Origin of the sequence: Xanthomonas sp. SHU 308 (genome assembly GCF_000364645.1) — a bacterium.
GTDB lineage: Bacteria > Pseudomonadota > Gammaproteobacteria > Xanthomonadales > Xanthomonadaceae > Xanthomonas_A > Xanthomonas_A sontii.
The window spans coordinates 1-15,228 of sequence record NZ_AQOK01000857.1 but is presented as its reverse complement, the minus strand read 5'-3'; the positions used below and the strand labels follow the sequence as shown (position 1 = coordinate 15,228).

At 66.7% G+C, this 15,228-nt stretch carries 9 protein-coding genes; 7 read left to right on the top strand and 2 right to left on the bottom strand.

From position 1 onward, the window contains the following. The 5 genes from D588_RS0122385 to D588_RS0122360 form a co-directional block, all read left to right on the top strand. Positions 1-333: Ig-like domain-containing protein (locus D588_RS0122385; RefSeq protein ID WP_026144003.1), on the top strand; the 333-nt coding region annotated here is incomplete at its 5' end. Continuing rightward, the gene (locus D588_RS0122380; protein WP_017917590.1) at positions 330-1,931 is read left to right on the top strand and encodes a family 43 glycosylhydrolase; all 1,602 of its coding nucleotides are present in this window, start codon (positions 330-332) and stop codon (positions 1,929-1,931) included. The genes D588_RS0122385 and D588_RS0122380, both read left to right, overlap by 4 nt. Before the next feature lie 431 nt (positions 1,932-2,362). Then, positions 2,363-4,162 (top strand): Svx/AvrXca family virulence/avirulence protein, encoded by a 1,800-nt coding sequence (locus D588_RS0122375; protein WP_017917589.1) that lies wholly within the window; start codon positions 2,363-2,365, stop codon positions 4,160-4,162. 384 nt (positions 4,163-4,546) lie between these two features. Then, positions 4,547-6,961: a glycoside hydrolase family 127 protein gene (locus D588_RS0122365; RefSeq protein ID WP_017917587.1), complete on the top strand. Its 2,415-nt coding sequence runs from the start codon at positions 4,547-4,549 to the stop codon at positions 6,959-6,961. Positions 6,962-7,466: 505 nt separating this feature from the next. Beyond that, positions 7,467-10,343 carry a TonB-dependent receptor gene (locus tag D588_RS0122360; protein ID WP_017917586.1) on the top strand — a complete coding sequence of 959 codons (2,877 nt, stop codon included), beginning with the start codon at positions 7,467-7,469 and terminating at the stop codon, positions 10,341-10,343. A 330-nt stretch (positions 10,344-10,673) separates the two neighbouring features. Here D588_RS0122360 and D588_RS0122355 read toward each other — a convergent pair whose 3' ends face one another. Continuing rightward, positions 10,674-11,696, bottom strand: coding sequence for an Ldh family oxidoreductase (locus D588_RS0122355; RefSeq protein ID WP_017917585.1), 1,023 nt, complete (start codon positions 11,694-11,696; stop codon positions 10,674-10,676). Positions 11,697-12,063: 367 nt separating this feature from the next. Here D588_RS0122355 and D588_RS28070 point away from each other — a divergent pair, with 367 nt between their 5' ends. Beyond that, complete coding sequence (locus tag D588_RS28070; RefSeq protein ID WP_157836507.1) at positions 12,064-12,354, top strand: hypothetical protein; 291 nt, start codon at positions 12,064-12,066, stop codon at positions 12,352-12,354. Positions 12,355-12,767: 413 nt separating this feature from the next. Here the strand turns inward: D588_RS28070 and htpG are convergent, their stop codons facing one another. Beyond that, a complete protein-coding gene (htpG, locus tag D588_RS0122350; RefSeq protein ID WP_017917584.1) occupies positions 12,768-14,672 on the bottom strand; it encodes a molecular chaperone HtpG in 1,905 nt (634 codons plus the stop codon). A gap of 222 nt (positions 14,673-14,894) precedes the next feature. Between htpG and D588_RS0122345 the strand changes: the two genes are divergently transcribed. Then, a partial coding sequence (locus tag D588_RS0122345) for an RsmD family RNA methyltransferase (RefSeq protein WP_017917583.1) occupies positions 14,895-15,228 on the top strand: 334 nt, incomplete at its 3' end.

The window sequence follows — 15,228 nt, the reverse complement described above, 5'->3', positions numbered from 1 at the left end:
CGCGTGCAGGTGCAGGGCCTGGCCGACGGCGGCGTGCCGGTGACGGCCAGCATCTGGGTCCGCGCGACCGCGCCGGGCCAGCTCACCACCGTGCAGGCGCCGCCGCCGCTGCACATGCCTGCGGGGCAGGCGCCGGCGCTGCCGGAACTGGTCTCCGTGCAGTACAACGACGGCTCGCGCGAGCGCGTGCCGGTACGTTGGGCGCCGCTGGCGCCGGCCGCCTATGCCAAGCCCGCACGCCTGAGCGTGGTCGGACAGGCGCAGGGCCGCGATGGCACCGGGACGCTGCCGGTGCGGCTGGAGCTGGTGATCGAGGCGGAGACGACGCCATGAACCGCCATCCCGTGCGCCGTGTCGTCGCCTGCCTGCTGGTGGCCTGCGCTGCCTGCATCGGCATTGCCGCGACCATCGCCGCGACACCGGCGGTGCCCTGGTCGCGGCAGGTACATGCGTCGGGCAATCCGATCCTGGCCGACGGACGTGCCTATTCGGCCGACCCCGCGCCGCTGGTCGCCGACGGCAAGCTCTACATCATCGCCGGCCGCGACGAGGCGGCACCCGAGGTCAACGACTTCGTGATCGACCGCTGGCAACTGCTGGTCACCGACGATGTCGGCCGCGGCGACTGGACCCATTACCCGACGTTGCTGCGCCCGCAGCAGGTATTCGCCTGGGCGGCGCCCGGCCACGCCTACGCGGCGCAGATCGTGCAGGGCCCGGATAAACGCTATTACCTGTATGCGCCGGTGCAGGAAGCACACTCGCGCAATGCCGATCCGTTCGCGATCGGCGTGGCAGTGGCCGACAGCCCAGTGGGGCCGTGGCACGATGCGCATCCGCAGGGACCGATCCTGTCGCAGTCGCTGCCGGTGCCCAACGCGATCCAGAACATCGACCCGACCGTCCTGGTCGACGACGATGGCCGCGTGTATCTGTACTGGGGCACCTTCGGCAAGCTGTTCGGCATTGAACTGGAACGCGACATGGTCACGCCGAAGGGGCAGGCGGTGGCGGTGACCACGCTGGACGGCTACTTCGAAGCGCCGTGGCTGTTCAAGCGCAATGGCACCTACTACATGGCCTACGCCGACAACCATGCCGGGCCGGAGTCGGAGTGCACGCCGACGCTGTACCACGCGTGCATCGCCTACGGCAGCGCGCCGTCGCCGTTGGGGCCATGGACCTATCGCGGCGTGATTCTGCCGCCGGTGTCCTCGACCACCTCGCATCCGGGCATCGTGCAATTCAAGGGCCAGTGGTACCTGGTCTACCACACCGCCGACGCCAATGGCGGCGGGCATTTCCGCCGCAGCGTGGCGATCGACCGGCTGCAGTGGGACGACACCCGGCAGCCGGCGCGGATCCTGCCGGTGGTGCCCACGCAGCGGCCGCAGCCGCCGTTGCCGCCGCAGCGCAACCTCGCTCGTTATGCGCAGGCCAGCGCGTCCAACGGCCCGGACATCCCGCACCAGTACTGGATCGCCGCGCTCAACGACGGCCGGGTCAAGCGCAATCCGTTGCCGCCGCAGCTATGGGGCAGTTGGACACCGCACAACCCACCGCAGCAATGGCTGCAGTACAGCTGGGCGCAACCGGTGATGCTGCAGGGCAGTCGCATCCTGTTCTGGGCCGATCATCCGCCGGGCGCGGACAGCGGCGTGGCGCCGCCGGCGCGCTGGCGGTTGGAGTACCGTCGCGACGGCCGTTGGTGGCCGCTGGCAGAGAGTACGCGCGCACCCGTCGCCGGCCGCTGGCAGACGCTGCGCTTCGCGCCAGTGACCACGCGCTGCGTGCGCGCGGAGCTGGACGCATCCGGCGGCGGCGAGCGATACGCCGCACTGGCGGTGCAGGAGTGGGAGATGTTGGCGCCGCAGGCGCAGCGCTTGCCGCAGGCGAGCGCGGCGGATGTGCAGCGCTGCGACATGCCTTGAAGTGAGGCGTGCATGCCGATCGAACCGACCTCGCCGACCTTCGCAGGCGCTTCGGTTGCAGCACCCGCCGCTGATGTCGGCGGCAGGTGCCGGCCGCATCATGTTCCTGCCGTGACGTCGGTTTGATTTTCGGACTCTGTGCGGAATTATCCCGATTCCATGAGGATAAACGTCGGGTGTATGGCGTTTTGGTGGATTAGTCTGGCGACGCATTGCCGATACGCGAGTGGCTGCCGTGCGGCGTGTTCCTGGCGTTCGCCGGAGGCGAACCTGGATCCGCATGCCGTCGGGGTGGCGGCGGATGCCTCAATCACTGCAGGCTGGTGCGGCGGAACGCGCGTCGATCGTCCTATTCATCCAATGTCGTCGGACAAGAGGAGTGTAGCGCCGTGAAACTTGCTGCTTCTCGATACGTGCGTCTGGTCTCCACGGTGTGCCTGTCGGCCGTTCTGGCCTTGGCTGCGCAGCATGCGCAGGCGGCGGTGTGCACTGCCGGCCAATGGCTCGCCAATCCCGGCGATACCGACATGCCGGCCGTCCGCTACGAAACCCAGCACTTCGCGTTCCGCTGGAAGGACGGACAAGCCTTGTCGCAGGACGATGTGACCTCCGCAGCCAAGGAGCTGGAGCTGATCTGGGACGACTACATGGAGCGCGTCGGGTTTCCCGAGCCTTACTGCAACACGGTAACGAAGTACAAGGTCAGCGTCTACCTGGACCACAACTTCGGCCTGAATGGCGGTACTTCCGCCAGCGGCGGCATGGGCATGTGGATCAACCCGGATCAGTTGGGGTACCACTGGGGCCTGGCGCATGAATTGACCCATGGCTTGCAGGGCAGCACCGGCGGCTTGCGCGACTCGCCGTACGTCGGCTGGATCTGGGAATCGCATGCCAACTGGATGGCGCATCAGTATTTCCACGACGACGTGCAGTGCTCGGAGATGTTGGTGAACTACCCGCATCTCTATCTTGGCTCGACCCGCGACCGCTACTGCAACTGGCAATTCATGGAGTACCTCAAGGATCGCTTCGGTTACGCGATCATCAACGATCTGTGGGCCAAGGCGCCCAAACCCGGCGATTCCCGCCAGGCCGATGCCGATCCGTTCTCGATCATTCGCGACAACATGGGGTGGAGCCACTCGCAGCTCAACGACGTACTCGGCGACTGGGCCATGCACAACGTGCAGTGGGACTACACCGACCCGGACGGTCGCGACCATGGCGCCGTGATGCGCCAGCAATACGGCAGCAATACCGCGTTCGATCCGGAAAACCCGGCCGATGAGACCAATCGCGATCGCGCCCTGCGCCTGACCCAACTGGATCCGGTGCAGGGCCAGACCGGCGTCTACCAAGTGCCGTTCGACTGGGCGCCGCAGCGTTGGGGCTACAACCTGGTCAGGCTGATTCCCGCGGCGGGTGCGAATGCGGTCGTGGTGAAGTTCCATGGCAACGTGCAGCAGAAGTCGGCGGTCGACACGTTGCCGGGCCTGGTCAACGATCCCGAGACGATCGGCACGCCGGACTCGGATTGGCGCTGGGGCCTGGTCGCGATCGATGCCAACGGCAAGCCGCGCTACAGCGCGCTGCAGCGAGGCGCCGATGCCGCGCTGTCGTTCCAGGTGCGCAGCGATGACAGCGACCTGTATCTGGTGGTGATGGGCACGCCGAGCAAGATGCAGAAGATCAAGTGGGATCAGTCCTACTACTCGGTCTACCGCTATCCGTGGAGCGTCACGTTGGAGAATGCCTATCCATCGGACCAGCAGCCCGGTGCGCCGACGCCGACGCGCGTGGGCGGCCGCCACCCCAACGGCGGTGGCTGGGTCGCGCAGAACGCGTATGTCGCGTCGACCGCCTATGTCGGCCCGCATGCGCGGGTGCTGGGGGGCAAGGTGCTGGGCGATGCGCGCATCGAGGATCATGCGACGATCCTGGGCGGGCAGGTGCAGGACGGCGCCGTGGTCGGCGGGTTGAGCCTGCTGCAGGACGGGGTGACGGTGAAGGATCGCGCCCAGTTGCATACGGTGTTCAAGCCGGCGGGGGCGTTCGGCGGGTTCACGCTGTCCGGTTCCGCGCAATTGCGTGGCGACGTCGAGCAGCGCGGCGCGTCGGCCAGCAAGGGCGTGTTCTACGGCTACGTCGATGCGGATACGGTGACCGATCCCGACTATGGCGCCGACCTGACCGACGCGGTGCCAGAGGTCACGGCGAAGCCGCAATGATCGACCGGCAATGACGGCCAGGCGGTGTCGTGGCGGATGCACGGTGCATTCGCTGCGGCACCACCGCGGTGTCGCGATCCCGGCATGACGCGACGCGTCGTGCAGGTGGCGCATGAGCCGCAGCGCATTGGCGTGTCGGCCGCGTTCGCCCACGCTGTCCGCAGGGGCCTGGTCGCCAGCGCCGGGTCGGCACGGTGATTCGGCAGAAATCCGCATCTGCACGCATCAGTGTGGACAAGACGCGCTGTCACCCGGATGACACAGTGACCATGGATCCGCTGGTCGTTGCCCTGCGGCGTCGGCGTCCCGACATCTCATACAGGAGCAGTCCATGCCTCGATGCGTTTCTTTCCCGCATGCCGCCTCGCACGCGGGAGGCCGGCGATGAGCGGGCAGGGCATGCATCGGCATGGCGCCGCCTGCGTGCACGCAGCTGCCGACGCGGCTGGGGCCGCGCTGGATCCTTCGCGGCGCCGCTTCCTGCAATGGAGCGCACTGGCGGTGGCCGCCGGGCTGCTGCGCTTTCCACTGGACGCCGCCGCGTCCACCCCGGGCCGGGTGCAGGCGCTGCCCTTGCAGCAGGTCACGCTGAAGCCGTCGCTGTTCCTGGATTCGCTGCAGACCAACCGCCGCTACCTGCTGGAACTGGAGCCGGACCGCCTGCTGCACAACTTCCTGCAGTACGCCGGCCTGCCGCCGAAGGGCGCGGTGTACGGCGGCTGGGAGGGCGACACCATCGCCGGCCACACGCTGGGCCATTACCTCAGTGCACTGGCGAAGATGCACGCGCAGACCCGCGATCCCGCACTGCGCGAGCGCATCGACTACATCGTCGCCGAACTGGCGCGCGCGCAGGCAAAGGACGCGGACGGCTACGTCGGCGGGCTCACCCGCAAGAACGACAACGGCGCCATCGACAGCGGCAAGGTGGTGTTCGAGGAAGTGCGCCGCGGCGTCATCAAGGGCAGCAAGTTCAATCTCAACGGTAGCTGGTCGCCGCTGTACACGGTGCACAAACTGTTCGCCGGCTTGCTCGACGCGCAAGAACTGGCCGGCAACGCACAAGCGCTGCAGGTGCTGTTGCCGCTGGCCGGCTATCTCGCCGGTGTGTTCGACGCGCTCGACCATGCGCAGATGCAGACCCTGCTGGATACCGAGTTCGGCGGCCTCAACGAGTCCTACATCGAACTGGGCGCGCGCACCGGCGATGCGCGCTGGATCGCCATCGGCAAGCGCCTGCGCCACGAAAAGGTGATCGACCCTGCCGCGGCCGGGCGCGATGAACTGCCGCACATCCACGCCAACACCCAGGTGCCCAAGTTCATCGGCGAGGCGCGCCAGTTCGAGGTCGCCGGCGATGCCGACGCGGCCGCGGCGGCACGCTTCTTCTGGGAGACGGTGACCGCGCACTACAGCTACGTGATCGGCGGCAATGCCGACCGCGAGTATTTCCAGGAGCCGGACACCATCGCCGCCTTCCTGACCGAGCAGACCTGCGAGCATTGCAACAGCTACAACATGCTCAAGCTGACCCGGCATCTTTACCAGTGGACGCCGCAGGCGCGCTACTTCGACTACTACGAGCGCACGCTGCACAACCACACCATGGCCGCGCAGCATCCGGCCACCGGCATGTTCACCTACATGACGCCGATGATCAGCGGCGGCGAGCGCGGCTTCTCCGACAAGTTCGATTCGTTCTGGTGCTGCGTCGGCAGCGGCATGGAAGCGCATGCGCAGTTCGGCGATGCGATCTACTGGCAGGACGCCACCTCGCTGTACGTGAATCTCTATATCCCCTCGCGGCTGGACTGGAGCGAGCGCGACCTGTCGCTGGAACTGGACAGCGGCGTGCCCGACAACGGCAAGGTGCGCCTGCAGGTACTGCGTGCCGGCGCACGCGCGCCGCGCCGGCTGCTGTTGCGGGTGCCGGCCTGGTGCGAGGGCCGCTACACCCTGCGCGTGAACGGCAAGCCCGCGCGTGCGGCATTGGCCGATGGCTATCTGGCGCTGGAGCGCGACTGGCGCGCCGGCGACGTGATCGACCTGGACCTGGCCACGCCGCTGCGGCTGGAACACGCCGCCGGCGATGCGGACACGGTGGTGGTGATGCGCGGTCCGCTGGCGCTGGCCGCCGACCTGGGGCCGGTGAGTACGCCGTACGACGCGCCAGACCCGGCGCTGGTGGCCGCGGCCGATCCGCTGCGCGGCTTCGTCGAGCTGCCGCAGCCCGGCCATTTCCTGGCCAGCAGCACGCAACCGACGGGCCTGACCTTCGTCCCGTTCTACGCACAGTACGAGCGCCGCAGCGCGCTGTATTTCAAGCGTATGGATCCTGCGCAGTGGGCGCAGGAAGCGCAGCGGCGGGCGCGGCGCCAGGCCGAGCAGGACAAGCTGCGTGCGATCGCGGTGGACATGATCCAGTTCGGCGACGAGGCCTCCGAGCAGGCCCACCAGTTGCGCAGCGATACCTCCTTCGGTGGCGCCTACCGTCGGCAGCAGTGCCGCGACGTGCGCGGCAAGGGCTTCGTCGAGTTCCGCATGCGCGGCAGCGCGCAGCCACTGGCGCTGCGCCTGCGCTTCTGGGGCAGCGACAAGGGCCGTTTCAACATCCTGATCAATGGCAAGCTGGCCGTGGAAGTGGCGGTGGAGCGCGGCCAGGTGATCGATTTCGTCGACCGCGATTGCCCGCTGCCGCCGGCGCTCACCCGGGATGCGCAGCCGTTGATCGTGCGCATCGAGCCGCAGCACGGCGACACCGCCGGCCCGCTGTTCGGCGGCTGGCTGATCCCGGCGTGATGCGGCATGGCGCGAATCGTTGCCATCGCCGCGCACGGGCGATTGCAGCGTGTGCCTGTCGTGGTCGTGTTCGCGCGACGCCGCGCCATGCCGCGGCACGTTGCCACGTGCAGGCGCGGAGCCCCACATGACCATGCGTGATTCCGCATGCGAAACCGCGAATCGCGACAAGACGCGGCCATGCATCCACGGCACAGTGTGACCGCGTGATGAAAATCTGATCGCATCGTCGTACCGGCCGTGGCGCCGGCGCGCGCCACCGGAGCGCCGCCATCGTCGTCGGACGTCATCGCAGGAGCGGGGAGCCGCGCACCGGCCGTGCGCGCAGGACATCGGCCTCCCCGTTGTGCGCCAGGCCGTCGTGGTCCGGTGCAGGCACGCCACCGCAGGCGCCGCGCAGGCGCCACCGTCCAGCAGGTCCGTCCGTCGGCATGGCGCCGGCATGGCGTCGTTCGGCCTGCGTTTCTGCACCGTTCCCGTCTCGCCATCGTCCAGGAGTTCGCCCATGTCGTTTTCGCAGCCACGCCCTTCCTTCCGCCATGCCGCAACGCCGCTGGCGCTGGCGGTCGCCACCGCCCTGTCGCTGGGGAGCGCGGGGGCGGCGCAGGCGCAGGAGGCGAGCGCAGACAGCGCCACCCAGACCCTGGACAGCATCGTGGTCACCGGCTCGCGCCTGCGCCGCGTCGACACCGAAACCGCCAACCCGGTGGTGACCATCAGCCGCGCGCAGATCGAGGCCACCGGCAAGGCGACGCTGGGCGATCTGGTGCAGGAACTGCCGTCGATCGCCGGCAACGCCACCAATCCCAATACCAACAACGGCGGCGGCACCGGCGCCTCGGTGATCTCGCTGCGCGGCCTCGGCGACAAGCGCACTCTGGTCCTGGTCAACGGCACGCGCCTGGCCAGCAACGACGTCAATGCGATCCCGGCGACCATGATCGAGCGGGTGGAAGTGCTCAGCGACGGCGCCTCGGCGGTGTACGGCTCGGACGCGATCGGCGGCGTGGTCAACTTCATCCTGCGCAAGGGCTTCGACGGTATCGAGGCCAGCGCCGACTTCGGCACCAGTTCGCGCAGCGACGGCAACCGCCGCAATTTCTCGCTGACCGCCGGCAAGACCGGCGAGCGTGGCAGCATCGTCGCCGGCCTGTCCTACCACGACATCGATCCGGTCTCGGCGGGCGCGCGCGCCTACTCCAAGGACGCGCTGTCGCTGATCGACGGGGTCGGGGTGAAGCAGGGCTCCTCGGCCACGCCCACCGGCAGCATCAGCTTCAACGACGGCTCGGCCGCGGCCAAGGCGCTGGCGGCCAGCAACGGCTGTTCGCGGGTCACCTTCAACGGCGGCAGCAGCAGCCCGACCAACGCCAGCCAGTACCACTGCTACGTCGCCTCCACCGATTCCTACAACTACCAGCCGTACAACCTGCTGCAGACCCCGCAGGAGCGCACCAACGCCTTCGTGCTCGGCAGCTACCGCTTCAACGATCACCTGGAAGGCTACGTCAACACCTATTTCAGCAAGACCACTTCGTCCTCGATCATCGCGCCGATCCCGATCTTCGCCAACGGCGACAACTTCCTGGTCTCCTCCTCCAGCTACTTCAACCCGTTCGGGGTCAACTTCGGCACCGACCGCAGCACCGGCACCTCGTACAACAACTTCAACACCCGCGCCACGGTGCTGGGCAACCGCCGCTACGAGTACAACACCTACAACTTCCAGATCAATCCTGGCCTGCGCGGCAGCTTCGGCGACAGTTCCTGGCAGTGGGATGCCAGCCTCAACTACGGCAAGGTCAAGCAGAAGTCGATCAACTACGGCTTCCTCGACTACGCCGGCTTCAACGCCGCGGTGGGGCCGTCGTTCCTCGCCGCCGACGGCACGGTCAAGTGCGGCAGCGCCGGCGCGCCGATCGCCGGCTGCACCCCGATCGACGTGTTCAACCTCAACGCCGCCAGCAACAAGGCGGCGCTGGAAGCGCTGGTGGTCAATCCGATCGTCACCAACGTCTATACGGTCAAGCAGTTCGAGGCCAACGCCAACGGCGAACTGTTCGCGCTGCCGGCCGGCACCGCGAGCCTGGCCGTGGGTGTCTCCTATCGCAAGGAAAGCACCAGCACCGCCGCCGATCCGCTGTGGACCGGCGACGAGAACGGCATGTGCGGCGTGCTCGAGTACTGCGCCTCGGTGCTCGGCGGCAGCTTCAGCGTCAAGGAAGCCTATGCCGAAGCGCTGTTCCCGCTGCTGGCCGGGTTGCCGGGTGTGCACTCGCTCAACCTGACCGTGGGCAGCCGCTTCTCCGACTACGACACCGTCGGCAGCAAGACCAACAGCAAGATCTCGCTGGAGTACCGCCCGATCGAGAACCTGCTGCTGCGTGGCACCGCCTCGCAGGTGTTCCGCGCGCCGAACATCGGCGAACTGTATGCCGGCGTGGCCGGCGACTCGCCGTCGGTCACCGACCCGTGCAATGGCTACACCGGCGGCCATGCCGCGGCCTGCGCCAACGTGCCCACCGATGGCAGCTACCAGCAGGCCGACAACCAGGTCGGCGCCAAGGCCTCCGGCGCGGCAGTGGCGGGCTACCAGCTCAAGCCGGAGACCGGCATGTCCTACGACTTCGGCGTGGTCTACGACCCGGGCTGGGTCGAGGGCCTGTCGATGAGCGCGGACCTGTGGAAGATCAACCTCAAGGACACCATCACCCAGGTCTCGGCGCAGACCGTGCTCAACCAGTGCTACGCCAACGATGCCAGCGCGTTCTGCGCGCTGATCCACCGCAACGACAACGGCACCATCAACTACATCGCCGAGCCCACCGTGAACCTCGGCAAGCTGTGGGCCAGCGGCGCGGACTTCAGCCTCACCTATCGCCTGCCGGACACCGCCTGGGGCAACTTCAGCGCCGGCCTCAACGGCACCTACGTGATCCGCTACGACATCAACCCCGACACCACCGACGCCAGCACCGTCACCATCCACAACGCCGGCAAGTACACCTACGCCTACGGCAACTTCCCGCGCTGGCGCGCGCTGGGCACCTTGAACTGGAACCTGGGCGACTGGAGCGCGTCGTGGCGCATCCGCTACATCGGCCGCACCGAGATCGGCAGCGCCGATACCCGCCAGAGCCTGTCGGCCGATGCCGACCAGCCCGCCGTGGTCCGCGATATCGGCGCCTACGTCTACCACAGCGTGCAGGTGGGCTATCAGGTCAAGCCGTGGAAGACGCGTTTCGAAGTCGGCGTGGACAACCTGGCCGATCGGCAGCCGCCGCTGTACTACGCCAACAACGTCACCAACGCCAACACCGACGTGGCCACCTACGATCTGCTTGGCCGCTACTACTGGGCGCGGGCGACGGTGAAGTTCTGAGGCGGAGCCTGATTGCGCAGGCGAGTAGGTGACAGTGCCGTGGCGGGTAGAACCCGCCGCGGTCCGCACGGCCAGGCGCGATTCCACCTGCTAGCGGGATTCCACGTCGGCGGTAATGCCGTTCCTGCCCGCGGATCGTGCGGGCGGGGTGCTTGCTCACCCGCATCTGGCGCGCGCATGACACGAGCACACGATGGGCTGAAGCTCAATTGTAGAAGCGACTTTAGCCGCGACGCCTCACCAGTAATGCCGGTCGCGGCTGACGCCGTCTCTATGCGACAACGGCATGTCCCGCTGAGTCGCGTTGAAGCGCGTTACCAATAGTCTTCTTCAGTCGAGCAAGGCCAGCAGATCCTGATGCAGGGCCTGCGGAATCCGCACGCCTTCGTTGCGGCTGCGTTCCCGCGCCTGGTAACGGCGTTGCGACGGCAAGCGTGCCCCGGTGGCCTCGTAGGCCGCAAAAAAGGCTTCCGCACGGGCCAGGTGTGCGGCGCGGTCGGCGCCAAGAAAGCGCGCCGGATCCAGTGCCAGAATCAGTTCGCCGTGGTAGGGCGCCGCGCCGGCACCGGCGTCGTGCGCCAGCGATTCGGCGCTGGTGAGGTCGCCGATCAACGGCCCGGCGATCAGTTCGATCATCGCCGACAGCGCCGAGCCCTTGTGGCCGCCGAAGGTCAGCATCGCGCCGCCGTCGGCGACTGCGGCCGGATCGGTGGTCGGCGCGCCCGCCGCGTCCACACCCCAGCCTTCGGGAATCGGCTGGCCGGCGCGGCGGCGCAGCTCGATCTCGCCGCGCGCCACCGCGCTGGTGGCGAAGTCGAACACGAACGGCGGCGCATCCGCGCGCGGCCAGCCGAACGCCAGCGGGTTGGTGCCCAGCAGCGGCGTGCGGCCGCCGGCCGGGGTCACCCAGGCATGGCTGGGGTTGCAGATCAGCGCGACCAAGCCAGCGTCGGTGATGCGTTCGACCTCCGGCCATAGCGCAGAGAAATGCACGCAATGGTTGATCGCCAGCGCCGCCAGCCCATTGGCACGAGTCTTCTCGATCAACAACGGCAGCCCACGCTCGAACGCCAGCAGCGAGAACCCGCCGCCTGCATCGACCCGCACGATGCCGGGCGCATGATCGTGCACGACAGGCTCGGCGTCGCCCACCACCTTGCCGTTGCGCAACGTGGCCACGCAGCCGAGCGTCCGGTACAACCCGTGCGAGGCGCAGCCGTCGCGTTCGCCGGCGACGATGATGTGGGTGAGCGCCTGCACGTGCGCAGGGCTGAAGCCGGCGTGGGTCAGGATGCGTTCGACCAGGGCAGTGGCCTGGTCCAGGGACAGCGTGAGGGTGGGGTTGCTGTTCATCGAGGAGGGTGGCCAGGAAGTGACGCGGATTCTCGCCTGCGCGGCGCTTCGCGAAAAGCCTGGCAGCGGCAGGTCACCAGGCAGCTCTACCAGCGTGCCGGGCAGGTATCTTGCATGCCTGCACTACGTCCGAGGTAGCGTCATGACTGATCCCTCGGGATTGCGCAACTGATCAGACTGACGACGTCCAACGTTTCAGCTAAGCGGGAGACCGCTCATCGGGCGCGTGGAATTTCCTTGACGGCCAGCCCTGAGCGCATTCGATAATTCAACAAGGTCAGCCATAGGTCCTGCAAGGGATGTTGGTTTGGCTTGGTAGTGTGGAGCCTTCAACGCATGCTGGTGCGCAATTGATAGTTGGTGATCAATGAAGACTAAGGTTGCAAGATTTTTCGTAATTCCGAGTTTTCTTGCTGGCGCTGCCATGGTTTTTATTGGCGAGCCCTACATTGCTAGGGTGGTCATTTCGGGTAGCCCCAACGTTGCAAATCATTCGATTGGCAAGGTCTACCAGTATAACCAGCATGGCCATGTGGTGTTTTTGAGCTGGTTTGATCTTTTTTTGATGAATGCTGTGGCTGTTGTTGGCCTTTCTCTCCTCTTGATTTGCGGAATTTTGTTGAAATCGATAAATAGAGTTGATGTGCAGTTCAAGTAAATTTAAGGAAGGGGATTTTCTGTGTCTGTTTTTTTCTGCTAATGCTGGCATTATTGATTTCGATCGCTATCGCGTATCTTTTTTGTGGTAGATAAACAGCTGGTCAGCGTGAAGAAGTGGTAGGCAGTGTCAAGTGGGCTAGGCATTGGATGGTATGGCGGCACACAGTGTCGAGCTGCACGCCAGAGCGCCTTGTCCCATCGGTGCGCGCGTTGCGGGCTGCGAAGGACACGGCTGTGATCACGCCGGCCGGTTCGAACTGGTGCCCACGCCATGTTCTGCCTTGAGCCAACAACCGTAACGCGGAACCGGAATCCTGCAAGGTTGTTGGGCTTCGGGTACTCGGAGGGCCGTGTAAAAAACAAAGCCGGCGCATGCCGGCTTCGTTCTTTTCGCGACCATCTGTCTCAGGCCTACACCGACAACTCCAACAACAACTTGTTGAGCCGACGCACATACGCCGCCGGATCCTTCAGGCTGTCGCCAGCCGCCAACGCCGCCTGGTCGAACAGCACCTTCGCCAGGTCGCCGAAGCGCTCGCCGTCGGCTTCCGCGTCCAGCTTCTCGATCAGCGGGTGCGCGGGGTTGAACTCGAACACCGGCTTGCTCTCGGGCAGCTTCTGGCCGCTGGCTTCGAGGATCTGCCGCATCTGCAGGCCGAGGTCGCCATGGCCGATGGCAAGGATCGCCGGGGAGTCGGTCAGGCGGTGCGAGACGCGGACTTCGGAGACGTCGTCCTTGAGCACGTTCTGGATGCGCTCGACCAGGCCCTGCTTGGCCTTGGCGGCTTCTTCCTTGGCCTGCTTCTCTTCTTCACTGTCGAGCTTGCCCAGGTCCAGGTCGCCGCGCGCCACGTCGACGAAGGACTTGCCGTCGAACTCGGTGAGGTAGCTCATCAGCCACTCGTCGATGCGGTCGGTGAGCAGCAGCACTTCGATGCCCTTCTTGCGGAACACTTCCAGGTGCGGGCTGTCCTTGATCTGCGCGTAGCTCTCGCCGGTCAGGTAGTACAGCTTGTCCTGGCCTTCCTGCATCCGCGCCACATAGTCGGCCAGCGAGACGTTCTGCGCGCCGTCGCTGCCGTGGGTGGAGGCGAAGCGCAGCAGGCCGGCGATCTTCTCGCGGTTGCCGAAGTCCTCGGCCGGGCCTTCCTTCAGCACCTGGCCGAAGTTCTTCCACACGCCCTGGTAGCGCTCGGTGTCGTCCTTGGCCAGCTTCTCCAGCATGTCCAGGGCGCGTTTGGTCAGCGCCGACTTCATCGAGTCGATCACCGGGCCGGACTGCAGGATTTCGCGCGAGACGTTCAGCGGCAGGTCGCTGGAATCGACGATGCCCTTGATGAAGCGCAGGTACAGCGGCAGGAACTGCTCGGCCTGGTCCATGATGAAGACGCGCTGCACGTACAGCTTGAGCCCGCGCGAGGCGTCGCGCTGGTACAGGTCGAACGGGGCGCGGCCGGGCACGTAAAGCAGCGAGGTGTACTCCAGCTTGCCCTCGACCTTGTTGTGGCTCCACGCCACCGGGTTCTCGTGGTCGTGGGCGATGTGCTTGTACAGCTCCTGGTATTCCTCGTCCTTGATCTCGGTGCGCGGACGCGTCCACAGCGCGCTGGCGCGGTTGACGGTTTCCCATTCCGGAGCCTCGGGCTTGTCCTTGTCCTCGCCGTAGTGTTCCTTATGAAACTCGATCGGCAGGGCGATGTGGTCGGAATACTTGCGCACGATGCCGCGCAGCTTCCAGCCGTCGGCGAAGTCCTTCTCGTCGTCCTTCAGGTGCAGCACGATGCGGGTGCCGCGCTCGGCCTTCTCGATGGTGGCGACCTCGAACTCGCCTTCGCCGCGCGAGGACCAGTGCACGCCTTCGCTGGCCGGCAGACCGGCGCGGCGGCTGTACACGTCGACTTGGTCGGCAACGATGAAGGCGCTGTAGAAGCCGACGCCGAACTGGCCGATCAGGTGCGAGTCCTTCTTCTGGTCGCCGGACAGGTGCTTGAGGAATTCGGAGGTGCCGGACTTGGCGATGGTGCCCAGGTGCGCGACGATCTCCTCGCGGCTCATGCCGATGCCGTTGTCGTCGATGGTGACGGTGCCGGCCTCCTTGTCGAAGCCGATGCGGATACGCAGTTGCGCATCGCCATCCAGTAGTTCCGGCTTGACCAGGGCCTCGAAGCGCAGTTTGTCGGCGGCGTCGGAGGCATTGGAGATCAGTTCGCGCAGGAAGATCTCCTTGTTGGAATACAGCGAATGGATCATCAGCTGCAGCAGCTGCTTGACCTCGGTCTGAAAGCCCAGGGTTTCTTTTTGGGTTTCCACGCTCATCGGTAGGTGCTCCATGAAGGATGGGCGGCCGCGCGGAGGAGGGCGCGACTCTGCCGGCCGACATGGTGGCGGCCGCGGCCGGCTTCAAGCGCCTCGCCGCGCATACGCGCGACACCGCGCTGGTCTATGATCCGGACCCCGTTTCCGCGCCGCCCACTGCCCGCCGCCCATGCCGTTCCTGCATTCCCCGTCCCGCCTGTCCCGGCCCCTGCGAGGCCGCCGATGAGCCGTCCCGGCGGCGGCCAGGTGCGGATCATCGGCGGGCGCTGGCGCAATACGCGGCTGCCGGTGCCGGACCTGGCCGGGCTGCGCCCGACCTCCGACCGGGTCCGCGAGACCCTGTTCAACTGGCTGCAGCCGGTGCTGCCCGGGGCGCGGGTGCTGGACCTGTTCGCCGGCAGCGGCGCGCTGGGGCTGGAGGCGGTGTCGCGCGGCGCGGCCGGCGCGGTGCTGGTCGAACGCGATCCGGGCCAGGCGGCGCAGTTGCGCGCCACGGTCGCGCGGCTGCAGGCGCAGGACCAGGTGCAGGTGGTGCAGGGCGATGCGCTGCGCTGGC